This is a genomic window from Streptomyces sp. NPDC055025, assembly GCF_053608565.1.
In genome coordinates, this window is record NZ_JBSGVS010000011.1 from 119,567 (window position 1) to 144,224 (window position 24,658).

General features: G+C 71.4%; 20 protein-coding genes. 1 reads left to right on the top strand and 19 read right to left on the bottom strand.

Annotated features, from left to right (window positions below; genetic code table 11):
• Nucleotides 1-144: 144 nt before the first annotated feature.
• The 10 genes from ACWGDX_RS09805 to ACWGDX_RS09850 all read right to left on the bottom strand — a co-directional run bounded on the left by ACWGDX_RS09805 (nucleotide 145) and on the right by ACWGDX_RS09850 (nucleotide 12,015).
• A complete protein-coding gene (locus tag ACWGDX_RS09805) occupies nucleotides 145-708 on the bottom strand; it encodes a hypothetical protein (RefSeq protein WP_453623926.1) in 564 nt (187 codons plus the stop codon).
• A gap of 131 nt (nucleotides 709-839) precedes the next feature.
• On the bottom strand, nucleotides 840-3,149 hold the full coding sequence (locus ACWGDX_RS09810; RefSeq protein ID WP_453623928.1) for a xanthine dehydrogenase family protein molybdopterin-binding subunit: 2,310 nt from the start codon (nucleotides 3,147-3,149) through the stop codon (nucleotides 840-842).
• Nucleotides 3,146-4,702: a 2Fe-2S iron-sulfur cluster-binding protein gene (locus ACWGDX_RS09815; RefSeq protein ID WP_453623930.1), complete on the bottom strand. Its 1,557-nt coding sequence runs from the start codon at nucleotides 4,700-4,702 to the stop codon at nucleotides 3,146-3,148. Before ACWGDX_RS09815 ends, ACWGDX_RS09810 begins: the two co-directional genes overlap by 4 nt.
• A complete protein-coding gene (locus ACWGDX_RS09820; RefSeq protein WP_453623932.1) occupies nucleotides 4,699-5,595 on the bottom strand; it encodes an FAD binding domain-containing protein in 897 nt (298 codons plus the stop codon). Before ACWGDX_RS09820 ends, ACWGDX_RS09815 begins: the two co-directional genes overlap by 4 nt.
• Nucleotides 5,596-5,885: 290 nt before the next feature.
• Nucleotides 5,886-7,697: a beta-N-acetylhexosaminidase gene (locus ACWGDX_RS09825; RefSeq protein ID WP_453623934.1), complete on the bottom strand. Its 1,812-nt coding sequence runs from the start codon at nucleotides 7,695-7,697 to the stop codon at nucleotides 5,886-5,888.
• An 11-nt stretch (nucleotides 7,698-7,708) separates the two neighbouring features.
• Nucleotides 7,709-8,548 (bottom strand): carbohydrate ABC transporter permease, encoded by an 840-nt coding sequence (locus ACWGDX_RS09830; RefSeq protein ID WP_453623936.1) that lies wholly within the window; start codon nucleotides 8,546-8,548, stop codon nucleotides 7,709-7,711.
• Entirely contained in the window at nucleotides 8,545-9,495 is a 951-nt protein-coding gene (locus ACWGDX_RS09835; protein WP_453623938.1) for a carbohydrate ABC transporter permease, read from the bottom strand. Before ACWGDX_RS09835 ends, ACWGDX_RS09830 begins: the two co-directional genes overlap by 4 nt.
• Before the next feature lie 5 nt (nucleotides 9,496-9,500).
• Complete coding sequence (locus ACWGDX_RS09840) at nucleotides 9,501-10,805, bottom strand: extracellular solute-binding protein (RefSeq protein ID WP_453623940.1); 1,305 nt, start codon at nucleotides 10,803-10,805, stop codon at nucleotides 9,501-9,503.
• A 227-nt stretch (nucleotides 10,806-11,032) separates the two neighbouring features.
• On the bottom strand, nucleotides 11,033-11,332 hold the full coding sequence (locus ACWGDX_RS09845; RefSeq protein ID WP_066953876.1) for a DUF3039 domain-containing protein: 300 nt from the start codon (nucleotides 11,330-11,332) through the stop codon (nucleotides 11,033-11,035).
• 122 nt (nucleotides 11,333-11,454) lie between these two features.
• Nucleotides 11,455-12,015 carry a YqgE/AlgH family protein gene (locus ACWGDX_RS09850; RefSeq protein ID WP_453623942.1) on the bottom strand — a complete coding sequence of 187 codons (561 nt, stop codon included), beginning with the start codon at nucleotides 12,013-12,015 and terminating at the stop codon, nucleotides 11,455-11,457.
• Nucleotides 12,016-12,278: 263 nt separating this feature from the next.
• Between ACWGDX_RS09850 and murA the strand changes: the two genes are divergently transcribed.
• Nucleotides 12,279-13,619 (top strand): UDP-N-acetylglucosamine 1-carboxyvinyltransferase, encoded by a 1,341-nt coding sequence (murA, locus tag ACWGDX_RS09855; RefSeq protein WP_382852588.1) that lies wholly within the window; start codon nucleotides 12,279-12,281, stop codon nucleotides 13,617-13,619.
• A 266-nt stretch (nucleotides 13,620-13,885) separates the two neighbouring features.
• Here murA and ACWGDX_RS09860 read toward each other — a convergent pair whose 3' ends face one another.
• The 9 genes from ACWGDX_RS09860 to def form a co-directional block, all read right to left on the bottom strand.
• Nucleotides 13,886-14,167 carry an HU family DNA-binding protein gene (locus ACWGDX_RS09860; RefSeq protein ID WP_004571953.1) on the bottom strand — a complete coding sequence of 94 codons (282 nt, stop codon included), beginning with the start codon at nucleotides 14,165-14,167 and terminating at the stop codon, nucleotides 13,886-13,888.
• Between the two features lie 531 nt (nucleotides 14,168-14,698).
• Nucleotides 14,699-16,132 (bottom strand): malic enzyme-like NAD(P)-binding protein, encoded by a 1,434-nt coding sequence (locus ACWGDX_RS09865; RefSeq protein ID WP_453623946.1) that lies wholly within the window; start codon nucleotides 16,130-16,132, stop codon nucleotides 14,699-14,701.
• A gap of 447 nt (nucleotides 16,133-16,579) precedes the next feature.
• Nucleotides 16,580-19,147, bottom strand: coding sequence for a HelD family protein (locus tag ACWGDX_RS09870; protein ID WP_453623948.1), 2,568 nt, complete (start codon nucleotides 19,145-19,147; stop codon nucleotides 16,580-16,582).
• Nucleotides 19,148-19,210: 63 nt separating this feature from the next.
• On the bottom strand, nucleotides 19,211-20,065 hold the full coding sequence (locus tag ACWGDX_RS09875; protein WP_453623950.1) for a zf-HC2 domain-containing protein: 855 nt from the start codon (nucleotides 20,063-20,065) through the stop codon (nucleotides 19,211-19,213).
• Nucleotides 20,062-20,649, bottom strand: coding sequence for a sigma-70 family RNA polymerase sigma factor (locus ACWGDX_RS09880; RefSeq protein WP_093602753.1), 588 nt, complete (start codon nucleotides 20,647-20,649; stop codon nucleotides 20,062-20,064). Before ACWGDX_RS09880 ends, ACWGDX_RS09875 begins: the two co-directional genes overlap by 4 nt.
• A 477-nt stretch (nucleotides 20,650-21,126) precedes the next feature.
• Nucleotides 21,127-21,720, bottom strand: a complete 594-nt coding sequence (locus ACWGDX_RS09885) for a CGNR zinc finger domain-containing protein (protein ID WP_453623952.1) — start codon at nucleotides 21,718-21,720, stop codon at nucleotides 21,127-21,129.
• 120 nt (nucleotides 21,721-21,840) lie between these two features.
• Nucleotides 21,841-22,371, bottom strand: coding sequence for a GNAT family N-acetyltransferase (locus ACWGDX_RS09890; RefSeq protein ID WP_453623954.1), 531 nt, complete (start codon nucleotides 22,369-22,371; stop codon nucleotides 21,841-21,843).
• A gap of 198 nt (nucleotides 22,372-22,569) precedes the next feature.
• Nucleotides 22,570-23,709 carry a uroporphyrinogen-III synthase gene (locus ACWGDX_RS09895; RefSeq protein WP_453623955.1) on the bottom strand — a complete coding sequence of 380 codons (1,140 nt, stop codon included), beginning with the start codon at nucleotides 23,707-23,709 and terminating at the stop codon, nucleotides 22,570-22,572.
• A gap of 251 nt (nucleotides 23,710-23,960) precedes the next feature.
• On the bottom strand, nucleotides 23,961-24,638 hold the full coding sequence (gene def, locus ACWGDX_RS09900; protein WP_453623957.1) for a peptide deformylase: 678 nt from the start codon (nucleotides 24,636-24,638) through the stop codon (nucleotides 23,961-23,963).
• Nucleotides 24,639-24,658: the final 20 nt, after the last annotated feature.

Genomic DNA, 24,658 nt, shown 5'->3' on the forward strand with positions numbered 1-24,658 from the left:
CTCCGGTCCTTCTTTCCCCGTGTTCCCCGTTGTCCCCGCGCTTCCGGCGCGTGCCGCGTTCCGTGCGTTCCTGACGTCACGTGGCGTCAGGTGGCGTCATGTGGCGTCATGTGACGTCATGTCACCGCAGCCGACCGCCTCGCGTCAGGCCGTGACGCCCGACGAATCGCCGCCGCCGTCCGCGGGCCGGGCATCCGTGGAGCCCCCGTCCGCGGTCTGCTCCCGCTCCTCGCGCCGTTCCCGCTCGCGCCGCTCCCAGTCCCGCCGCGCGTCCTGGCTGATGCGCTGCATACGCAGCTTGATCTCGTCGTCGATGTTCTCGTATCCCCTGCGGGAGCCGTCGACCGCGATGCCCAGGGCCTCGATCTGGCCGGCCAGGCCCCTGGAGAGATTCTGGAGCTCGCCGTGCACTCTGCGGTAGACCCCGTACAGCTCGTCGGCCTCACCGAAGCCCGTGCCGAGGTCCGCCCTGGCGACTGTGCCGCCCGCCATCTCCGTCGGCGCCGCCGACGAGTTGTCGAGCCTGGTCAGCAGCCCGTCAACCCTGTTCTTGAACGCGACCAGCTCCGCGGCGTCGACATTCAGGTCCGCGGAACCGCCTCCGCCGCCTCCGCCGTTCCCGCTCGTCCCGCCACTCGCCGTGCTCGTCGTGCTCGTCGTGGGCAGCGTCGGATACACCGGCCGCCCCGTCCCGTCGTCCTCCGCCATCGACGCCTCCCCCGTCCAGCACACCTACGGAGATCACTCTAGCGAGCGCCCATGACAGTACGCATCCCGGCCTTGCAGGTGCAACGCGGATTACGCCACTGCGCGTGGGACCGCCAGGACCACCGGGAGCGCTACGAGTTGGGGACCGCGACCGCCGCCTGGGGGCGGATGGGGAGACGGCTGACCGGACGGCCCGTCGCCGCGCGCACCGCCGAGGCCACCGCGGCCGGGGAGGTGACCACCGGGGCGGCGCTGGCCGGTTTGGCGCCGAAGGGGGCCACGACGTCGCGTTCTTCCACGAGTTTCACGATGCGAATGTCCGGCGCGTCCAGGGACGTCGGCAGCGCGTAGCCGGTGAGGTCGGGGCGGCGGACCAGACCTTTGTTCGTGCGGAGGTTCTCCGTCAGGGCCGTACCGATGCCCTGGGTGACACCCGCCTCGATACGGGTCGCCAGCTGCGCCGGGTTGAGGACCCGGCCGACGTCCTGGGCCACGGCCATCTCGACCACCCGGATCGAGCCCAGCTCGATGTCGACGTCCACGACCGCGCGGACCGCGCAGAAAGCCAGCCCCACGAAGGCGTCGCCCTGGCCCGACTCGTCCAGGGGCTCGGTGGGATGGGGACGGCACTGTGCCGTCGCCCAGAGTTCCTTGCCGTCCATCGCCTCGGTGACCGTGGTGGACAGCACCCCGTCGTACGAGGTGATCTTGCCGTCGGTGATCTGGAGCAGTTCGGTGGACATGCCGAACTTGTGGGCCAGCGGCTGGAGGAGCTGCGTCCGGACCATCTTCGCCGCCCGCTCGACCGCGCCGCCCGAGACCCAGGTGTGCCGCCCGTGGGCGGCCGGGCCCGCCGGAGGCTGGTCCGTGTCGACCGAGGCGACATGGACCTCCTCGATCCCCAGCGTCTCCTGGACGATCTGCCGGGCGAGGGTGGAGAAACCCTGCCCCGTCTCGACGGCCGCGCAGATCACCGTGGCCACCCCGTCATGGACCTTGACGGTGGCGGTGGAGACCTCGTCCGCGCCCTCGGCGCCGAGCATATGGACCATGCCCAGGGCGTAGCCCACCCCGCGCCGTACCGCGCCCGGTTCGCCCGCGCCCTCCGGGCCGCCGGGCAGCAGCCAGGCCGCCTCCGGGGTGTCCTTGGGCAGCGCGGGCAGCGGGAAGTCCCGTACGGCGGCGAGCAGTTCGGCCACCGGGGCCGGGCAGGTCACGGTCTGTCCCGTGGGCAGGATGTCGCCGGTCGCGAGGACGTTGCGCATCCGCAGCTCGGCCGGGTCGATGCCCAGCTTGGCGGCCAGTTTGTCCATCTGGCCCTCGTACGCGGCGCAGACCTGCATCGCGCCCTCGCCGCGGACATGGCCCGACGGCGGGTTGTTGGTGCGTACGGCCCAGCCCTCGATGAAGGCGTGCGGTACGACATACGGACCGCAGGCGAAGGCCACCGCCGCCGCGAGCGACTCGGACGAGGAGTCCGCGTACGCGCCCGCGTCCAGCAGGATCTGGGCCTCGACCTTGACCAGCCGGCCCTCGGTGTCCGCGTGGTGGCGGTAGCGCAGCAGCGTGGGGTGGCGGTGGGCGTGGCCGAGGAAGGACTCCTCGCGGGTGGCGGCCAGTTTGACCGGGCAGCCGGTACGCAGCGCCAGCAGGCCGAGCGGGATCTGGAAGCCCGGGTCCTCGCGGTCGCCGGTGGCGCCGGGCACTCCGGTGACGACGACCTTCACCCGTTCCGGGTCGAGACCGAAGCAGGCGGCGGCCAGATCGCGGTCGGTGTGCGGGTCGGTGGACGCAGTGTAGATCTCGACGCCGCCGTCGGGTCTCGGCACGGCGAGGCCCGCCTCGGCGCCGATCGGCGCCGGGTCCTGGCGGCCGATGCGGTACAGCCCCTCGACGACGACCTCGCCGGTGATCTCGGGGTCGCCGTAGCGCAGCGGGATATGGCGGATCAGATTGCCGTCGGGGTGCAGCGGCTCGGCGGCGAAGGCCTTCTCGGGGTCGGTGACCGGGTCGAGCACCTCGTACTCGACGGCGATCGCGGCGGCGGCGAGCCGGGCGGTGTCGGGATGGTCGGCGGCGACCGCGGCGATCGCCTCGCCGTGGTGGCGTACGACGTCCGACGCGAAGACGGGACGGTCGACGACACGGCGGCCGTACGCGGAGTCCCCGAGGACGTCCTCGTGGGTGACGACGGCCCGTACGCCCGGCATCTCGGCCGCGGCCGCGGTGTCGACCGAGACGATACGGGCGTGCGGGTGCGGAGAGCGCAGGATCGCCGCCCACAGCAGGCCCTCGGCCCACAGATCGGCGGCGTACGGGAACGTGCCCTCGGTCTTCGCGCGCGCGTCGGCCGGGGAGAGTGATGCTCCGAGGCCGTGCGCGGGGGGCTCCTGCTGAGGAGCGTCGAGCGCCTGGGCCCCGGTGGCCGCGTCGTTGCTCACGCCATGCCTCCGTCGGGCGAGTGCGGGGGCTGGGCGCTGCCGGCCCCTGGGGGTGCCTGGTGCGGGATGCGGGCTTCCTCGGAGGCCGCGGCGGCGGCCTCCGCGCTCGCGGTCCGCCCGGCGACGACTTCGTTCACCGCGTCGAGCACGCCGCGGTAACCGGAGCAGCGGCAGAGATTGCCGCAGAGCGCCTGACGGGTCTCCAGTTCGCTGGGGGCGTGGTTGCCCTCCAGCAGATCGTGGACGGTCATGGCCATGCCGGGGATACAGAAACCGCACTGCACCGCACCGCACTTCGCGAGCGCCCGCTGGACGTCGGAGGGTTCGCCGTCGACGGCGAGTCCCTCGACCGTACGGACCTCGGCCCCGGCCGCGGTGGCGGCGGGTACGAGACAGGAGGCGACGAGCCTGCCGTCGACCTGGACGTTGCAGGCGCCGCACTCGCCCTGGGAGCAGCCGTCCTTGGCGCCCGCGAGGCCGAGGCGCTCGCGCAGCACGTACAGGAGGGACTCGCCGATCCAGGCGTCGGTGACGGGGCGGTCGGCGCCGTTGACACGCAGGACGTAGGAACCGGCGGGGTGTTCGGCGCTGTCGCTGCTGCTGGTCAGCGGCTCGGGTTCCGGTTCCGGCTCCAGCAGGGCTTCCGGTTCCGGCAGGGCTTCCGGTTCGGGCGTCCCCAGGTGCTCGGACGCGGGCACGGCCGCTGCCTCGGGCCGGTCCTGGGAGGTCCCCGGGTCGTGCGCCGGCATCTCGTGCGTGGACGGCTCGTGCGCCGACGGGTCGTGGACGGCGGGCTGGTGGACGGGCCCGTCCTGCCCCGCCGGGTCGTGTCCCATGCCGTGCGCGGGCGGCTCGTTCAGCGGGGGCGCGCCCAGCGCGCCCTCCTGACCGGTGCCACCGGCGCCGCCGAGGCCGCCGACGACACCGCTGCCGCCCGTGTCCTCCGGGCCCGGCGCTCCGGCCCGCTCGGTCGCCCACGGTGCCGCCGCGCCGCCCGGCAGGGTCGCCGGCGGGCTGCCGCCGCCCCACTGGGAGGCCAGCATCGAGGTACTGAACTCGCCCGATTCATCCGGAAGATCACCGTTCGCGACCGGGATCGTCCACTGGCCGGTCAGCTCGGCGGAACCGGCGGACCCGGCGGGGACCCCGCCGCTCTCCCCGGCGCCCGTGCCGTCCCCGGCGAAGTTCCACTGTCCGGTCGGTCCCGGGTCGTAGCCGCCCTGGGCGTACGACGCCTGGAACCGCTCTCCGCCGTCCTGCCGCGGGTCCGGCCACCGTACGCCGCCCCCCGCGTCCTCCGCGGGCGCCAGAGGCGTGATCTGCGGCGGTACGTACCCGTGCCCCGGCGCGGCCAGCGGCGCGTCCTGGCCGTCCTCCGGGGGGAGCTGTACGAACGCGGTCGACTCGCCGTCGTACTCGCCGCCCTGCGGGACCGGCTGCCAGCCGCCCGGCGCGCGCGGGATCCCGCCGTCGGGACCGGCGTTGCCCGCGTTGCCGGACCGGCCGGAGTTGCCCGTGTTGCCGTAGTTGCCCGAGTTCTCGTCGGTGGTCACGACAGCGCCCTCCCCAGTGCTCGTCGGGCCAGCGTGGCGACCGTACGCCGCAGATGCTGCACGGCGGGCGACACGGGCGGGGCCTCTCCCCCGTCGACCGGCGGCGCGGGATCCGGGATGCACGCGGCGGCGACGTACTCGCCGAAGGCGGCGAGCGCCTCCTGGGTGAGCCCCCGCGCGCCGTCCCAGTCGATCAGCGAACCGATCCAGCGTTCGGCCTCCAGGGGGCGCAGCGGCATCGGCGCGATCGCGCCGACCGCGCAGCGCACCCCGCGCCGCGCCGGGTCGAGCACCACGGTGACCGACGCGGTGGCCCGGCCGGGACCGGTGCGTCCCGTCGCCTTCAGGAAGATCTGGGGGGCGTGCAGCAGGGGCACCCGTACGAAGCCGATCAGCTCGGCGGGCGCCAGCATCTCCCGGCCCGCCAGGAGATGCGAGATGGGGATCTCACGGCGCGCGCCACCGGGACCCGCGACCACGAGGTCCGCCTCCAGGGCGGCCAGTACGGGCAGGGAGTCGCCGGTGGGGGCCGCGGTGGCGATATTGCCGCCGAGCGTGCCCGCGTTGCGGATCTGCGGCGGGCCCGCCGCGCGCGAGGACGCGGCGAGCGCGGGAATGAGGGCCGCGAAGTCGGGCCGGCCCATCCGGGCGTGTGTCAGACCGGCACCGAGCAGGGCATGACCGTCCTGGTAATGCCAGCCGCGCAGCTCGCTGATCCGGCCGAGGCCGACGAGGCCCGCGGGCCGGAGCTGGCCCTTGTTGACGGCCGCCATCAGATCGGTGCCACCCGCGACGGGCACGGCGGCTGGCATCTCCGTGAGCGCCGCCACGGCCTCGTCGAGCGAGGACGGCAGCGTCACGGACTGCGCGGTCTGCGGTGCGTGCGTGGTCAACCCGGCTACCCCTTTCCGGTGTCCCGGTGTCCCGCCTGTGTTGCCGTACCGTACGTGCTCACAGCCCGGACGTGGCAACTCTGGCACATCTTCCGGGCCCGCCGACGCGAGGGTCCGCGAAGGGCGGATCCGTCCCCCACCAGGGGGAAGGTCCGGTTTCACACCTCTTCGCCGTCACATACGGAATGCCACTCTTCGGCGTTCCTTGTACGACTTATCCCGCGCACGGTCACACGCGTGGCCACGCTCCCAGGGGCCGGGGGGTCGGGACGCCCGGCTCCCGCCTGGGCTCACACGTTTGGCGGCGCCCCCTCGATCGGGCGTCCGAGCACACCGGGGCGGCGCTGCCACGGCAACGGGCCGCCGGGCGGCCGGTATTCGACCCCGAGTGCGTCAAGGCGCCGGTAGTGCCCGGCCATACGCCGTTCGAAATCGGCGTAATCCCGCTCCACGGGGGCGGGGAGCGAGGACCACACGACCTCGGCGAAGGCGGCCAGCCGGGGGAAGACCTGGTAGTCGACGCGGGAGCGGTCCTGCATCACCTCGGTCCAGACATTGGCCTGGGCGCCGAGCACATGGGCCGCCTCCGTCGCGGTGAGCTGGGGCGGTACGGGCTCGAACCGGTAGACGTCCTCCAGGGTGCGGACATATCCGATGGGCATCGGCTCGTCCTCGCCCGCCGCCTGACGGTGGTCCAGATAGACCTGCTGCTCGGGGCACATGACCACGTCGTGGCCCGCCCTGGCGGCGGCGATCCCGCCCGCGTAGCCGCGCCAGGACGACACGGCGGCGCCCGGGGACAGTCCCAGGTCCGTCGTCCTGCCCCCGCCCCCGCCGTCCTCGTCCCCGCTCGCGCCGTCCCCGTCCGCGCTCGTCCCGTCCCCGCCCCCGGTGTCAGCGCTCGCGCTGTCCCCGCCGGCCGCGCGCCCGCCCTCCAGGATCTCGTCCCAGCCGATCAGCCGCCGGCCCCGCTCGGCGAGCCAGCGGTCGAAGTGCCGGACGATCCAGGACTGAAGCTGGTCCTCGTCGGCCAGGCCCAGTTCCGCCATCCGGGCCTGGGCGGCCGGGGAGCGCTTCCACTGGTCCTTGAGGCACTCGTCCCCGCCGATGTGGACGAACGGCGAGGAGGACGCGGGGAAGAGTTCGAGGAGTTCCTCGAAGACGCCCTCGTAGAAGCGGAGGGTGTTGTCAGTGGGGGCGAGTACGTTCGCGGTAATGCCCCAGGTGTCCCAGACGGTGAGGGAGGTCGTGTCGATGACATCGGTGTTGCCGAGTTCCGGATACGCGGCGATGGCCGCCTGTGAATGGCCCGGGATATCGATCTCGGGGACGACGGTGATATGCCGCTCGGCGGCGTACGCGACGATCTCGCGGATGTCGTCCTGGGTGTAGTAACCGCCGTGCGGCTTCTCGTCCCACAACTCCGAGGCGCGGTGGCCCCATTTGGTGCGCGAGCGCCAGGCGCCGACCTCCGTCAGCCGTGGATGGCGCTTGATCTCCACGCGCCATCCCTGGTCGTCGGTGAGATGGAAGTGGAAGACATTCAGCTTGTGGGCGGCGAGCAGGTCCAGATAGCGCAGGACGCCGTCCTTGGGCATGAAGTGCCGTGACACATCGAGCATCAGACCCCGCCAGGCGAAGCGGGGCGCGTCCTCGATGACGGTCACCGGTACGGTCCACGCGCGCGGCGGGCCGGCCGGCGCCGCGCGGTAGGCGTCGGGGCCGAGGAGCTGACGGAGTGTCTGCGCCCCCCAGAAGACCCCGGCGGGACCGCCGCCCTCGATACGGACCGCCTCCGCGTCGACGGCGATCCGGTAGCCCTCGGGGCCCGACTCCCGCGCGATACCGGGGCTGATGCCCAGGACGATCCGGCCACCGGAACCACCGGAGCCGTCGGAACTGTCGGAGCCGCCGGAGCCGTCCGGGCCCGGCACACCGTCGGGGAGCGGCAGACCGGTGGCGGCGCCGACGGTCGTACGGAGCCAGCGGGCCACGCCCTCCGTGCCGGGCGCCGCCTCGATCACCGTCCCGCCGTCGAGCGGGAGAGGAGCGGCCTCCCGCGGTGCGGGAGCGGTCCGCCGGGGATTCGGGATCAGATCCATCTCGTGGGCCCTCAATCCTTGACCGCGCCGCCGAGTCCGGAGACCAGACGCCGCTGTACGAGTACGAAGAAAACCAGCACCGGAATGGTCATCACGGTGGACGCGGCCATGATGCCGCCCCAGTCGTTCTCGTCCGGTTTGAAGAAGACCAGCAGTGCCATGGGAAGCGTCGACTGGGAGGTGTCGCTGATGATGAAGGACTTGGCGAAGAGGAAGTCGTTCCAGGTCGAGATGAAGGAGAAGACGCTCGTCGCCACAAGCCCGGGGAAGACCAGCGGAAAAAGGATCTGCCACAGGAACCGGGTGCGGCTCGCCCCGTCGATGTACGCGGCCTCCTCCAGCGCTTCGGGGACCGCCTTGACGAATCCCCGCAGCATCCACACCGCGAACGGCAGCGAGAAGGCGAGATGCGGCAGGACGAGCGAGCCGAGCGTATTGAGCAGCCCGGCGTCCCGCATCAGGAAGAACAGCGGGATGGTCAGCGCCTCGACCGGCACCATCTGCGCGACGAGGAACATGATCAGCAGGGTCGTACGGAATCGGAAGCGGAAGCGGGTCACCGCCGTGGCCGCCAGAAACGCGATCAGCGCGGACCCGATCACGACCGTGCCCGCGACCGCCAGACTGTTGAGGAAGTACCGCCCGAATTCCTGCTGTTCGAAGACCCGGCGGAAGGAGTCCAGCGACGGTGAGAGCGTCCAGGGACGGGCCTCGGTGGACTGGATCTCGCCCGCGGGTTTGACCGCCGAGAGGACCATCCAGTACAGCGGAAAGGCCACGATCACGGCGATGACGAGGGCCGATGCCTCGGCGGCCAGTCGCCAGGGACGGCGAATACGGAGCAGGTTCACAGTTCTTCTCCCCGGCGCCGGATCAGTCGCAGATAGACGAGTGTGACCGCCAGCAGAATCAGCAGCATGACCACACCGATCGCCGAGCCCAGGCTGTACTGCGAGGACGCGAAGGCCTTCTGATAGGCATACACATTGAGCACGAGATTCTGGCCCGCGATTCCGCCTCCGTTGGTCATCACATAGATCTGGGTGAAGACCTTGAAGTCCCAGATGATCGACTGAATGGTGACGACCAGCAGGATCGGCCGGAGCATCGGCGCGGTGACGGACCGCCAGATCCGCCACTGCGACGCGCCGTCCAGGGAGGCCGCCTCCAGCACCTCGCCGGGGATCGCCTTGATGCCCGCGTACACGGTCACCATCACGAACGGGAAGGAGCACCAGACGACTTCGAGCAGCACGAGGGTGAAGGCGCTGTAACGGCCGTACGTCCAGGAGAAGTCACCGAGCCCCAGCAGCCGGTTGACGGGGCCGTAGTCCGGGTCGAAGAGAAAGACCCAGACCGTGGAGCCGGTGATCGCCGGGGTGGCCCAGGCACCGAGGGCGGCGAGCATCAGCGCGAGACGGGGCAGGGCCCGGACCCGGGTCAGCAGGACGGCGAGCGCGCAGCCCACCGCGAGCGTGGTGAGGACGCACGCGGCGGCGAAGACCACGGTCGCCAGCAGCACCTGCCAGAACTGGCTGTCCCCGAAGAGCTCGGCGTAGTTGCCGAAGCCCTTGAACGTGGTGGGTTCACCGCCGCTGACCTGGGCCTGCGTGTACTCCAGAAAGGAGATCAGACCGAGCTGGTAGATCGGGTAGACCAGCAGCCCGCCGAGGACGACGAGGGCGGGCGCGAGATAGAGCCAGGGCGTCCAGCCCCCCTCGCCCGCCCGCCGCGGGCCCTTACGGCCGGCGGCGGCGACCGCCGCCGGGCCGTCGGTGCGGTTCGTCATCGCGGTCATCGCGGTCAGCTCGCGGACGCGAAGGCGGCGTCCATCTTCTTCGCCGCCTCGTCGGACGCCGTGGCGACGTCCTTACGGCCGCTGACGATCTCCTGGAACATGGTCGGCAGGACGAGCGAGGAGTCGATCTGAGCCCAGCCCGGCGACGCGGGTACGAACTTGGCGCCCGCGCCCAGGGTCCGTACGAAGGGCTCGACGAACGGCTCCTTCTCCGCCGAGTCCGCCAGCACATCCGTGTACGTCGGCAGGAAGCCCATCGCGTCGAACAGCTTGGCCTGGGTGTCCTTGCCGGTGAGCGACTTCAGCAGGTCCACCGCGAGCGTACGGTGCGAACTGCTCTTGAGGACGCCGATGTTGTTGCCGCCCGCGAACGCCGGCGCGACCGAACCCGCCGTGACACCGGGCAGCGGCACCACCGCGTACTCGCCCTTCACCGAGCCCGCCTCGACGGCGGAGTGACTGAAGTCACCGCCTATCGCCATCGCGGCCTTGCCCGAGGCGAAGGCAGTCACCGTCGCGTTGCCGCCCATGGAGGCGCACTTGGCGGCCGGACAGTTGTCGTCGCCGAAGAGGGAGGTGTAGGCCTCAATGCCCTTGCGGGCGGCCGGGCTGTTGACCGCGGCCTTGTACGTACCGCCGCTCTCCTCGGCGAGCTCGCCGCCGTTCGCCCAGAGGAACGGCATGGCGCCGTAGGTGTACGCGCCGCCGACCGCGAGCCCGTACAGCTCCGGCTTCGCCTTGTGGATCTTCCTGGCCGTGGAGATCAGCTCGGTCTGCGATGTGGGGACCTCGATCCCCAGTTCCTCGAAGACATCGGTGCGGTAGTAGAGCGCGCGGACGCCGACGAAGAGCGGTGCCCCGTAGATCTTTCCGTCCACGGTGACGGACCGCTTCGCCGTCGGGTCGGCGTCCTTGGCCTCGTCCCAGGCGTTGAACTCCTCCGTCACATCGGCGAGTCCGCCGTCCTTCACATATCCGGCCGTGTCGGTGTTGCCGTACTCGATCAGATCGGGCGCGCTCTTCGGGTCGTTGAACGCGGCCTTGATGCGCTGGGCCCGGGTCTCGACCGGGATGTACTCGATCTCCACCTCCGTGCCCTCGTGCTTCTTGCCGAAGGCGGCGACGGCGGCGTCGACGACCTGCTCCTTCGGCTTGTTGCTGACCTCCTGGAAGAGCCAGACGCGCAGGGTGCCGCTCTTCTCGTCCTTGGTGGCGCCGGTGTCGGATGTCTGCGGGGCGCACGCGGTGGCGGTGAGGCCGACGAGCGCGAGTGCCGCGAGGGGGATCGTCATACGGGCAGAAAGCTTCATCCGGGGTCCCTACGAGTTGGCGTTGCAGCATGCGCAACGCACGTTTCGTGCTGCACAACACGCAGGAGACTAGGCGTGGCCGGATCACGCCGACAAGTGGTCTCAACCATTTCGTTGCAGCGGACACGGCGGCGAAACAGCGGCGGCGACGGCCGGAAACGCGCGACGGCCCCCGGGGTGCGCTCAGGAGCGCGCCCCGGGGGCCGTCGGCGACGGAGGACCAGCCGTTACTTCTTGCTCTTGTCCTTACCGCCCTTGCCCTTGTCCTTGTCCCCGCCGGGACCCATGGACTCGTAGATCTCCTTGCACATCGGACAGACCGGGTACTTCTTGGGGTCGCGCCCCGGTACCCAGACCTTTCCGCACAGTGCGACCACGGGAGTGCCGTCGAGGGCGCTCGCCATGATCTTGTCCTTCTGGACGTAGTGGGCGAAGCGCTCGTGGTCGCCGTCGCCGTGCGACACCTGTGGTGTCGGCTCCACGAGGGTGCCCGTACCTGCCCCGCGCTCGGGCTCAAGAGTGCTCATGGGAGCCAGGGTACTCACGAAGGGCGGGTGTCGGAGGCTCCGGGTCCGTGCACTCCGCATCCGTACGCTCACACATCGCGCCGACACGCCGGTCGTACCGTGGTCCGCGCCCGTACGAAGGGTCAGTTGAGGGAGGGATCGTCCGGGTATGTCGCCACCATGGCCAGCTCACCGCGCTGGCGTCGCAGCACCGCCCGCCAGAGCCGCTCGGGGTGCGGGGACGACACATCGCCGGGCTCCGACTCGACGACGTACCAGGCCCCTTCGCGCAGTTCGGCCTCCAACTGGCCGGGGCCCCAGCCCGCGTAGCCGGCGAAGATCCGCAGCGAACCGAGCGCCCGCGCGAGCAGCTCCGGTGGGGTCTCCAGATCGACCAGGCCGATCGCGCCGTACACCCGGCGCCAGCCCAGGGGTCCGTCCTCCCCCGGTATGACGGCGAGTCCGAGCGCCGAGTCGAGCGATACGGGACCACCCTGGAAGACCACCCCGGGCTCGCCCGCCAACTCCCCCCAGGACTCCAGGATGTCTCCGACATCCACCGGGGTCGGCCTGTTGAGGACCACGCCGAGTGAGCCCTCCTCGTCGTGATCGAGCAGGAGGACCACCGCGCGCTCGAAATTCGGGTCGGTGAGGGCGGGTGTCGCGACAAGCAGCCGCCCTGTGAGCGAGGACACCTCGGTCATGCGAGACATGATCCCGCATCTTCGCCCTCCGCGGGGCGTGCCCGGGACGGTAGGTGTGAACGCAGCTCAGGGCGCACAGCGGCAGCGGGAGCGCACGGCCGGGAAAGGCGGCGCCGGTAACCCTCCGCGAGGGGATGGGAACGGTAGGTGTCGTACCGCGTTCCCTTCCCGCCCGAGGCTGTCCCAGGCCTTACGGCACAGGGGTCCCGGCCCCTTACCCTTTTCCTTGGCCACCTGCCCGCCCACTCCGGAACGCGAGATTCATGACCGGCACAGACGATGTAATGCTTGTCCACGGCGGAACTCCGCTGGAGGGCGAGATCCGGGTCCGAGGCGCGAAGAACCTGGTGCCGAAGGCGATGGTCGCCGCACTGCTCGGCAGTGGCCCGAGCCGGCTGCGCAATGTGCCGGACATTCGCGATGTACGGGTGGTGCGGGGGCTGCTCCAGCTCCACGGGGTGACCGTCCGCCCCGGCGACGAACCGGGCGAGCTGATCCTCGATCCGACGCATGTCGAGAGCGCCAATGTCGCCGACATCGACGCCCACGCGGGTTCGTCGCGTATTCCGATCCTCTTCTGCGGCCCGCTGCTGCACCGGCTCGGTCACGCGTTCATCCCCGGTCTCGGTGGCTGTGACATCGGCGGCCGGCCGATCGACTTCCACTTCGACGTGCTGCGCCGGTTCGGCGCGACGATCGAGAAGCGCGCGGACGGCCAGTATCTGGAGGCCCCGCAGCGACTGCGCGGTACGAAGATCCGGCTGCCCTATCCGTCGGTCGGCTCGACGGAGCAGGTGCTGCTGACGGCCGTGCTGGCCGAGGGAGTCACCGAGCTGTCGAACGCCGCGGTGGAGCCGGAGATCGAGGATCTGATCTGTGTGCTCCAGAAGATGGGCGCGATCATCTCGATGGACACGGACCGGACGATCCGGATCACCGGTGTCGACCGGCTCGACGGCTATACGCACCGCGCCATCCCGGACCGGCTGGAGGCCGCCTCCTGGGCGTCGGCCGCGCTGGCCACCGAGGGCAACATCTATGTACGCGGCGCGCAGCAGCGGTCGATGATGACCTTCCTCAACACCTACCGCAAGGTCGGCGGCGCCTTCGAGATCGACGACGAGGGCATCCGCTTCTGGCATCCCGGCGGCTCGCTCGACGCGATCGCGCTGGAGACGGATGTGCACCCCGGCTTCCAGACCGACTGGCAACAGCCGCTGGTGGTGGCCCTGACCCAGGCCTCGGGTCTCTCCATCGTCCACGAGACGGTGTACGAGTCGAGGCTCGGATTCACCTCCGCGCTCAACCAGATGGGCGCGCACATCCAGCTCTACCGCGAGTGCCTGGGCGGCTCCGACTGCCGCTTCGGCCAGCGCAACTTCCTGCACTCCGCGGTCGTCTCGGGTCCCACCCGGCTCCAGGGCGCGGATCTGGTCATCCCCGACCTGCGCGGCGGCTTCTCGTATCTGATCGCGGCGCTGGCGGCCCAGGGCACGTCCCGGGTGCACGGCATCGATCTGATCAACCGCGGCTACGAGAACTTCATGGAGAAGCTGGTGGAGCTGGGCGCGAAGGTCGAGCTGCCGGGCGGCGCACTCGTCTGACCCCGCCGCCGCGTCCGTTCCCCGCGCCGCCGGTGGCCCCGCTCGCGAGAGCCGGGGCCCTCGCGGGACCATCACCGGCCCCGGCCCCGGCACGGCCCGGAGAGGGCCGCGAGAGGGCCCCGCACGCGCCTGGCCTGCGGCCTTCTGAGGGCCGGGCGGTACGGGAGGGGGTGTCCGGCGGTCACCGGCGGTCTCCGGCACACCGAGGGGCGGCCACCCGGTCCGGGTGGCCGCCCCTGAGCGTTGCCTATGGATGCGTCTCGGTCTTACTTGCCCTTGGCGGCTTCCTTGAGCTTGGAGCCCGCGGAGACCTTCACGCTGTAACCGGCCGGGATCTGGATCGGGTCACCGGTCTGCGGGTTACGAGCGGTGCGAGCGGCACGGTGGGTGCGCTCGAAGGTCAGAAAGCCGGGGATGGTGACCTTCTCGTCGCCCTTGGCGACGACCTCGCCGACCGTCTCGGCGAGAGCGGCCAGCACAGCGTCGGCGTCCTTGCGGGTCACCTCGGCGCGGTCGGCCAGGGCGGCCACCAGCTCACTGCGGTTCATGTTGTTACTCCCGTGTTCTTCTTGCCTGTGAGGCGTGAGATCGAAGCCGATGCTGCCAGGGCCCTCGGACAGTCCCCGGACCCGGGTCTGCTGACAGACCCTCGCGCCCGAATACGCATCCTGCCCCCACCAGCGGCGGGAAAGCCAATCCGGCACCCTCCGGAGTCACACGAAAAGCGCCACTGCCTCGTCGTCGTGACGTTCCGTGGACTCTGTGGAGACTCCTTGGAGCCTTGGAGCCCTGAACCCCCCGAAGGCCCTGAAAACCTCCCTGGAGCGGCGGGGCTCATGGTCCGCCACCCTAGAGGGGCCCGTGGGGCCCGGCGAATCGCGACGCGCCGGGTACGCGCGTACGTGGGGCGCGCCACGGCAGTGCGCCACCTGGGCGTATACCCGGATACGGGGACGGCACCGCGCGCCCGCCCGGGTCCCGGCGCCCGGCCCGCGTGAGCGCGGGCCGTAGTCGTATCCGGGCCCGGGGGCCGGGCTCAGGAGGTCGGGCTCGGAGGTCCGGGGTCGGGATACTACGGGTCAGACCGACGTGGGGGTCGTCACACCGCCCGCGGCCGCCCTGGCCGCGTCGCGCACCGCGCCCGCCACCGCGCCCGCGACCTTGTCGTTGAAGACGGAGGGCACGATGTAGTTCGGGTTCAGCTCGTCCTCGGTGACGACATCCGCCAGCGCGGACGCCGCGGCCAGCATCATCTCCGTGTTGACCGTGCGGGACTGGGCGTCCAGCAGACCGCGGAAGACACCGGGGAAGACCAGCACGTTGTTGATCTGGTTGGGGAAGTCGGAGCGTCCCGTGGCCACGACGGCCGCCGTCTCGCGCGCGATCGCCGGTTCCACCTCGGGGTCCGGGTTGGCGAGCGCGAAGACGATCGCGTCGTCCGCCATGGCCGCGACATCGTCGCCGTCCAGCACGTTCGGGGCCGAGACGCCGATGAAGACGTCCGCGTCGACCACGGCCTGCTTCAGTGTGCCGGTGACACCTTCGGGGTTGGTGTTGTCGGCGATCCAGCGCAGGGGTGAGTCGGGGGTCGCCTCGACCAGGTCCTCGCGGCCCGCGTGCACCACCCCGTGGATGTCGGCGACCACCGCGTGCTTGACGCCCGCCGCGATCAGCAGCTTGAGGATGGCCGTGCCGGCCGCGCCCGCGCCGGACATCACGATCCGTACGTCCTCGATGGCCTTGCCCACCACACGCAGCGCGTTGGTCAGGGCCGCGAGCACCACGATCGCGGTGCCGTGCTGGTCGTCGTGGAAGACCGGGATGTCCAGGGCCTCGCGCAGCCGTGCCTCGATCTCGAAGCAGCGGGGCGCGGAGATGTCCTCCAGATTGATGCCCGCGAAGCCGGGGGCGATCGCCTTGACGATCTCGACGATGGCGTCGGTGTCCTGGGTGTCCAGGCAGATCGGCCAGGCGTCGATACCGGCGAAGCGCTTGAAGAGGGCCGCCTTGCCCTCCATGACCGGCAGCGCGGCCATGGGACCGATGTTGCCGAGGCCGAGCACGGCGGAGCCGTCGGTCACGACCGCGACGGAGTTGCGCTTGATGGTCAGCCGGCGGGCGTCCTCGGGGTTCTCCGCGATGGCCATGCAGACACGGGCCACCCCCGGGGTGTAGATCATGGAGAGGTCGTCACGGTTGCGGATGGGGTGCTTCGACTGCATCTCGATCTTGCCGCCGAGGTGCATCAGGAACGTACGGTCGGAGACCTTGCCGAGGACGACGCCCTCGATCCCGCGGAGCTGCCCGACGATCTGGTCCGCGTGTGCCGTGGAGGTCGCGGCGATCGTCACGTCGATCCGCAGCTTCTCGTGGCCGGAGGCGGTCACGTCAAGGCCGGTCACGGAGCCACCGGAGGACTCCACGGCCGTGGTGAGCTGGGAGACCGCGGTACCGCTCGCGGGCACCTCCAGCCTGACCGTCATCGAGTACGAGACGCTGGGCGCCGTTGCCATGACCGAGTTCCTCTGCTTTCCCTAGCCACTGTGCCGCGCCGCCCGGACCCCAGTCCCGGCGGCGCGTACCGATGGTCGCACCTACTACGGGGTAGCGGGTAAGGACCCCCACCATCGGAAGGCGCCTTCCACGATGCGGGAGACCCTAACAGCGGCACGCCCAACAGAAGCAGGCCCCCACCAATGGCTGGTGAAGGCCCGCTGACAGAAGTGTGGTCCGAACGCGAAGAACCGCGCCCGAGAACTTCTCGGTGTGAAGACCCGGGAACTTCTCCGTGTGAGGAAACGGAAAGAGTTAGGTGGCACCGACCCGCCATGCTCGCCTCGCGGCAAGTGGTCGCTCGAAGCGACGAAGGTTGGGCCCGGGGGCTTGGATCGAGCCGGTGCCGTACCCAGGCTAACAAACCACTCCCGGAAGTGATTCCTCCGGTGCGAGTTGACTTGGAATCAATCCCGGAGCAGGTCCGGTACTCCCTCCGGGTCCGGCTCGTCACGGGCCGTCGAGACGACCGTGAGCTGCTGGGTCGCGCGGGTGAGCGCCACGTACAGCACCCGCAGTCCGGCCGGTGACTCGTCCGCGATCTCCGCGGGCGAGACCACGACCGTCGCGTCGTACTCCAGGCCCTTGGCCTCCAGGCTGCCCAGCGCCACCACCCGTTCGCCGAGCCCGGCCAGCCAGCGCGCCGCCTGCTCGCGCCGGTTCATGGCGACGACGACACCGACCGTGCCGTCGACCCGCTCCAGCAGCCGCCGTGCCTCGGCCCGTACGGCCGCGGCGAGATCCCCGTCCCGTACGACGGAGAAGCGCGGCTCCACGCCGGTGGAGCGCACCGCCCTCGGGGACTCCATCCCGGGCATCGCGAGGGCCAGCACCTTCGCCGCGAGCGCCGCGATCTCCGCCGGGTTGCGGTAGTTGACGGTCAGGGTGAAGCGGCGGCGCGGCCGGGTGCCGAGCGCCTCGTCGCGGGCCTCGCCCGCCTCGTCCGGGTCCGACCAGGACGACTGCGCCGCGTCGCCGACGACGGTCCAGGTGGCGTGCCGGCCGCGGCGGCCGACCATCCGCCACTGCATGGGCGTGAGGTCCTGTGCCTCGTCGACGATGACATGCGCGTACTCCGTACGCTCCGCCGCCAGCCGCTCCGCGCGCTCGCGCTGGGACTCCTCGCGCTGCGGCATCAGCTCCTCCAGACCGGTGAGCTGGTCCAGCGGATCGAGTTCACGGCGCTTCCTGGGGCGCGCGGGCGTGCCGAGCAGGGTCTCCAGCTCGTCCAGCAGTGCCACGTCATGGACCGAGAGCGGGCCCTTGCCGTCGGCGCCCAGCCGTTTGAGCGAGCGCGCCAGCCGCCGGGTCTCGCCCTGGTTGAGGATCCGGCGCGACCAGCGGGCGAGCCGCCGCTCGTCGGCCATCGCGGCAAGCACCCCGCGCGGGGTCAGCTCGGGCCACCACGCGTCGAGGAACCCGATGAAGCTGTCCTCGGAGGTGACGTCCTCGTCGAAGGAGGAGCGCAGTTCGGCGGCCAGCTCGGGGTCGGTGTGGCGCCCGGCCGACCCGGACCTGGCCCACAGCGCATCCAGCAGCAGCCTGCGGGCGCGCGGACGCAGCAGATTGACCGGCGCGGTCCCGCCGAGCACGGACTCGCGGATACGGCGCAGCTCGTCGGCCTCGAGTTCGATCCGGCGGCCGAAGGCGACGACCCGCAGCCGTACCGGCGCCCCGCCCCGGCCGCCGCGCGCCACGCCACCGTCGGCGTACGCGGTGCCCTCGGCGTACGCCGTGCCCTCGGCGTACGGGGCCTCCTCGGCCTGCCGGGACTCCTCGGGCTCCTCACCGAAGGCGAGCTGTCCCGCACCCGCGCTCACCGCGCGGTCCGTTCCCGTACCCGCACCCGCGCCCACCGAGCGGCCCGGCCGGCCGCCACGGCCGCCGGGAGCCGTAGCCGGGGCGCCCTCCAGCGCTCCTCTGGCCGCCTTGCGCAGCACCTTCAGCATCCGCGCCGAGCCCTTGACCCGGGCGACGGCCGGTTCGTCGTACGCCGTGGCCTCCGCGCCGTCCACCAGCGACCCGACCGCGCGGATCGCGACCTGCCCCTCCTCGCCCAGCGAGGGGAGCACCCCCTCCGTGTACGCGACCAGCAGCGGCGTCGGCGAGACGACCAGGATGCCGCCCGCGTACCGCCGCCGGTCCTGGTAGAGCAGATACGCGGCGCGGTGCAGCGCCACCGCCGTCTTGCCGGTGCCCGGACCGCCCGACACCTCGGTGACGGACGCGGCCGGGGCCCGGATCACAAGATCCTGTTCCGCCTGGATCGAGGAGACGATGTCCCGCATCGTGTGGCTGCGCGCCTGTCCGAGCGCGGCCATCAGCGCGCCGTCACCGATGACCGGCAGCGCCCCGCCGTCCAGCGACGCGGTCAGCTCGGGACGCATCAGATCGTCCTCGACCCCGAGGACCCTGCGGCCCTTGGAGCGGATGACCCTGCGCCGCACCACCCGGCCCGGATCGACCGGGGTGGAGCGGTAGAAGGGCGCGGCGGCCGGTGCGCGCCAGTCGATGACCAGCGGCGAGTAGTCGGAGTCCAGGACACCGATCCGGCCGATGTGCAGGGTCTCGGCGATATCGGCCGTACGGTCCGCCCTGATGGCGTCGTCGGCCGGTTCGACCGAGGTGTAGGCGCCGTCCGGGCCCTTCTGCCCGTCCTTGCCGGGCAGCAGATCGATCCGCCCGAAGAGGAAGTCCTCGAATTCGTTGTTGAGCCGGTTGAGATGGATCCCGGCACGGAAGACCTGGGCGTCGCGCTCGGCGAGCGCTCCGGGTGTGCCGACCTGCCCCCGTTTGGCGGCGTCGTGCATCAGGAACTCCGCCTCGTGGATCTTCTCCTCGAGGCGGCGGTACACCTGGTCCAGATGGCGCTGTTCGCCGTCGATCTCACGGTCGCGTACGGAGTCGTGCCCCGTGTCGCGTACCGGATCGACGGCAGGTCCAGCGGATTGAACAGCGGCATCCTGCGCGGCCACCGGGGCCCCCTTCATCACGTGCGTCGGGCAGCCGTCAACCGTACGCGAAGGGGGGCCGGTATGTCAGGCGTCGACCTCCACCAGTCGCTGTCCGTCGAACGTACGGACCTCGAAGTGATCGATGTCGTCGCTGTCCATGGCCGTGCCGCCGTGGACGTACAGCGGGCTCTTGGAGACCTTGTTCGGGCTGTCGGCGATGCCGTATCCCCACTTCGGCACCGACCAGGAGGTGACGACCTCCTCCTCGCCCGTCCTGGAGACGGCGACCAGACTGCACTTGAGCGGACCCTTCACATTCTTCAGCTCCAGGACCGTGTGCGTACCCCAGCCCTTCGGCTCCATCCCGATCGTCGCGCTGACCTTGGTCGTGGCGTCCGTCGCCCAGACCTTGTCCGGCATGTGGTTGAAGAACGCGTCCTCGGCCGGGCTGGTGGGGTGCGGGTCGGCGGCCTCGTTGCTGGTCCCGCCGTCCCCTCCGGCGACGGTGACGGCCACCACGGGACCGCCGATGATCAGCGCCGCGGCGGCCGCGACCAGATACATCCCGCGGCGCCTGCGCCGGGCGCGCCTGACGGCGACCTCGTCGACCAGCCGGCCGAGGAGCTGCGGGCTGGGCTGTACGGAGACGGACGGCGTCGGCAGCTCCGCCAGTGGCACCACGGGGGCCAGCGAGCCGAGCGAACCGGGCCCGCCGAGCGCCCCTGGACCGGCGAACGGGTCCGGGCCGTCCGCCAGCATGGCCAGCATCGGCTCCATCCCGGAGAACTCCTCCAGGTTGACGGCGCAGATGCGGCAGCCGGCCAGATGCGCCTCGAAGGCGGTGGCCTCGGCGTCGTCGAGAATGCCGAGGACATACGCGCCGACGGCTTCGTGCACAGTACTTTCGTCGCCCAGTCCGTACTGCTCATGCGTGGTCATGCCGAGACCCCCCTCTCCTCCAGCGCGAGCTTCATGGAACGCAGCGCGTAGAACACCCGTGACCGCACCGTGCCGCTGGGTATGCCGAGCGTCTCGGCGGCCTCGTTGACCGTGCGTCCCTTGAAATACGTCTCCACCAGGACTTCCCGGTGAGCGGGGGTCAAATCATCGAGCGCATCAGAGAGCGTCATCAGCCACAACGCCTTGTCGATCTCGTCCTCCGCGGGCATGACCTCCAGCGGCGACGGGTCGACCTCCTGCGGCCGGGCCTGCCGGCTGCGGTGACCGTCGATGACGATGCGCCGGGCGACCGTCACCAGCCAGGGTCGGACAGAGCCGGTCGCCCGGTTGAGCTGGCCGGCGTTCTTCCAGGCACGGATGAGTGTCTCCTGCACGACATCCTCGGCCCGCTGACGGTCGCCCGCGACAAGACGCAGTACGTAGGCGAGCAGCGGTCCGGCGTGCTCCCGGTAGAGGGCTCGCATCAACTCCTCGTCGGGGACGGAGACATTGGTGCGCGGTACCTCGCTCCGGTGCCGGGCCCGGTGAGGTCGGTCTTCGGCCACGGCCGCATCCTTGCGCACCTGAACCTCCCGGTCGAGACCTTGATGGCTGCTTCTCCCTCATCACTACGGACGCCCGCGCGCGGTCACTCAACGGAACCGGAAAAACTTTCAAGATCTTTTACGGGAAGGGCGGGCGACCTGGGACGGGTTCGCCCCGGTCCGGACCCATGCGGAATCCATGGAGAAGCCGCGCGGGAAGTGTGTGGACCCTGCATGGAATCTGTGCGCCATTCGTGTTTACGTCGAGCGGACTTGGCTCGAAATCACCTAGCCGGGACCGGAACCGGCTCAGGTGCCCGACGGGAAGCCCGATGCCGGGGCCGGAGGCCGGGGCGCCACCGTGCCGGGCGAGCGTCACCGGAGCGGGGCACGACGGTGCCGGAGAGTCACCGGCCGCCGGGGGCGGCACCGACTGCCGGGCGGCCGGACCCTGTCCGGTTCAGCCCCATCCGGTCGGAACCGTGCGGTCGCGGACCCCGTCCGGACGGACAGGGCCTAGGCGCGGGAGAGGGCCGCCCGGCGGCGGTGCCTGGCGACCCGTTCGCGGTTGCCGCAGACCTCGCTGGAGCACCAGCGGCGCCGTCGCCCCCGTGAGGTGTCCAGATAGACCCGTCGGCAGGTGTCACCCTCGCACTGCCGCAGTCTGGCCCGCGCCGCGGGGTCGGTGAGCAATTCCACCGCGTCCCTGGCCACGGCCGCCAGCAGCGCGTCGCACTCGGGCTCGGTGCTCAGCGCCCGTACGAGCGCGCCGTGCTCGTCCCGTACGGCCCTGATCCCCGGCGGCGCCCCCGCGGCCAGCGCGTTGATCCGCTCCAGGGCACCGGCCGCGTCCCGGCCGTCGATCTGGGCACGTACCAACTGCCCCACACCGTCGCGCAGTTCGGCGAAGGACCGGACCCAGCAGGCGTCCACGGCCCGCAGCGGGGTTCCCTTGGGCACCAGTCCGGCGCCGATCAGCCACCCGCGGAGCGGGACTGCTCCGTCGAGTTGCTCACACCCTCTGGAGGTCGGCTCCGCCGTGGCCACCAGATCCAGGCAGACGCGCCCGGAGTCGAACCGCCACTCGTACGAGCTCATGCCCGCCGCCATGCCCGTCACCGCCTCGGGTTCACCGGTTGGGTGCCTTCCTTCTCAGAGTGCCTGCCCCCGGACACGGCCGGAACCCCTGCTACCGGCCCGGGACGTCGGGGCCGGAACCCGGCAGGAAGCTCAGGAGGCCTGGTTCGGCGGGCCGTTGTGCAGAATGCGCTGGAAGAGATGATGGTCCCGCCACTCTCCGTCGATATGAAGATAGAGCGGCGCGGTGCCGAACAGCTCGAAACCGCATTTGCGCAGCACCCGTTGCGAGGCCGCGTTGGCGAGCAGTGTGCCCGCCTCGACCCGGTGCAGGCCCAACTCGTCGCGGGCCGCGCGGCAGACCTCCCGGACGGCGCGGGTGGCGAGGCCCCGGTTCAGATACGCCGCGTCGATCCAGTAGCCGAGGATCGCGTTGCGGAAGGCGCCGAGGGCGATGCTGGAGAGCGTGGCCTCACCGACGACGCGCGTGCCGTCGGCGAGCAGCCAGCGGCGCGCGGAGGCATCGGCGAGCCGGTCGGCCTGGAACCGCGCCGTGAAGTAGTCCGCGGGGCGGTGGGGCTCCCAGGGACGCAGATGGCCGCGATTGCGGGCCAGTGCCTCGGCGACGGGTCCGGCGTCGTCGGGGCCCGAGGGTCTGAGGCGGACGGAGGAGTGGGGGGCCATTCCCCGTACGGTACCGACGGCGCCGCGAAGTACCAGAGGGCCTCACGGAGGACACCCGTACCCGAGAACCCACCCGCACCGCGCGGACCGTGGCACCCGTACCCCTGGCAGCCATGCCCCGGTCGCTCGCACTCGTGGCACCCGTACCCGCACCCGTACCCGCACCCGTACCGGAGCGCACCGCCGGTGTCCGCCCGCTCACGCGTCCGCGTACTTGGAGTCCGCCGCCGGGTCCAGCGCGAGCCGGTAGCCGCGCTTGACCACGGTGTGGATCAGCTTGGGCTCGCCCAGCGCGGTCCGCAGCCGGGCCATCGCGGTCTCCACGGCGTGCTCGTCACGGCCCGCGCCCGGCAGCGCGCGCAGCAGCTCCGCCCGGGAGACGACCCAGCCGGGCCTGCGGGCCAGGGCGTTCAGCAGCGCCATCCCCGCCGGCGGCACCGGCCGCAGCTCACCGTCGACCAGCACGGCATGGCCCCGGATCTCGACCCGGCGGCCCGCGACCGGCAGTGCTCGGGCACGCGCGGGCAGTTCCGCGCAGAGCACCTGGACGAGCGGTCCGAGCCGGAAGCGCTCCGGCTGGACGGTGTCGATCCTGCGCGCCTGGAGCGGCAGCGCGGTGACGGGCCCCACACAGGCCGCCAGCACATCGTGGTGCAGGGCGTCGAGCAGCGCGGGCAGTCGGCCGCGCTCCCCGGCGCGGGAGAGCAGCGCGGCGGCGGCCGGCGCGCTGGTGAAGGTGACGGCGTCCACGGCGCGGGCGACGGTCGCGTCGATGAGCCGGTCGACCGGGGCGAGATCCTCCGGGGGCATCCAGCGGTAGACGGGTACGACGACGACATCGGCGCCCCCGGCCCGTAGCGACTCCACGAATCCGGGCAGGGGTTCGCCGTGCAGTTGCAGCGCGACCCGCCGGCCCTCGACCCCTTCCCCGAGCAGCCGGTCGAGCACCTCGGCCATCGACTCGGAGCCGGGCGACCAGGCCTCGACCAGACCGGCGGCCCGGATGGCGCCCTTCACCTTGGGCCCCCGGGCGAGCAGTTCGACCCCGCGCAGGCAGGCGAGCAGTTCCTCGCCGTGGCCCCAGCCGTCGGCCGCCTCGATCCAGCCCCGGAAGCCGATCGCCGTCGTCGCCACGACCACATCGGGGACGTTGTCGATCAGTTCCTTGGTGGCGGCGAGGAGTTCGCTGTCATCGGCGAGCCGTACGATCCGCAACGCGGGGGCGTGCACGACGGAGCCGCCGCGCCGCTGGAGCAGCGCGCCCAGTTCATCGGCGCGCCGGGCGGCCGTGACGCCGATCGTGAATCCCGCGAGGGGGCCGTGCTGTCGGCCGTCCATGCCTCCACCTCCCGCTCACCGGAGGGCACCGAGCCTGTCAACGGCGCGTGACAGGCCCGATGCGCCGGCATTTCCCCGTTGTTACGAACAACCGGGCTTCCACGGCTCGCCCCTGTGCGCGGCCGGACCTGGACTCCCGCTCCGCCGGTACGGTTCCGGCCCGCGCCCCGCGAAGGTATACCGCTGTACCGCCCAGGCCGGACCGGAACGGAGCACACGGAAGGCAGGAACGGAAACACGGCGGACGCGTCCTAGGACCGATTGTCCCGTGCCCCGGCGCGGGCGGTCCGGCGCGCGAGGACACCGTCCATGGACCCGGCCATCTCACGCAGGGTCACCTGCCGCTCCCGCCGGCCGAGCCGGTCCACGTACAGCCGCCCATCGAGGTGTTCGGTCTCGTGCTCCAGACACCGGGCGAAATAGCCGGAACCCTCGATCACCAAGGGCTTCCCGTCCTTGTCGTACCCCCGGGCGACCGCGTGGTCGGGACGGGGGACGGTCCGGTAGGGGCCGGGGACGGAGAGACAGCCCTCCCCTTCCTCAAGCAGCCTGCGCCCGGCTGTCGGAGGCTCGTCCAGGACGGGATTGGCGATGTGCCCGACATGGCGGACACCCCACTCGTCCGTGCAGTCCCAGACGAAGAGCCGCAGATCCACGTCGACCTGGTTGGCGGCCAGACCGGCGCCCTCCGCGACATGCAGGGTGGCGAACATGTCGTCGACGAGCCGGGACAGCTCCGGTGTGCCGAACTCCGTGACGTCACGGCACCGGCGGCTCAGGATCTCCTCGCCGATGACGGTGATACGACGTACCGCGCCCCGCTCGGCCTCCGGTGCCGGACGCGGATACGAGTCCACCGGCTCGCCCTGGACCCGCACCCGGCGGTCCGGTGACGCTCCCTCATCGAGCCCATCGAGCCGCACAGCCACGCCGATCAACACCTTCCGTC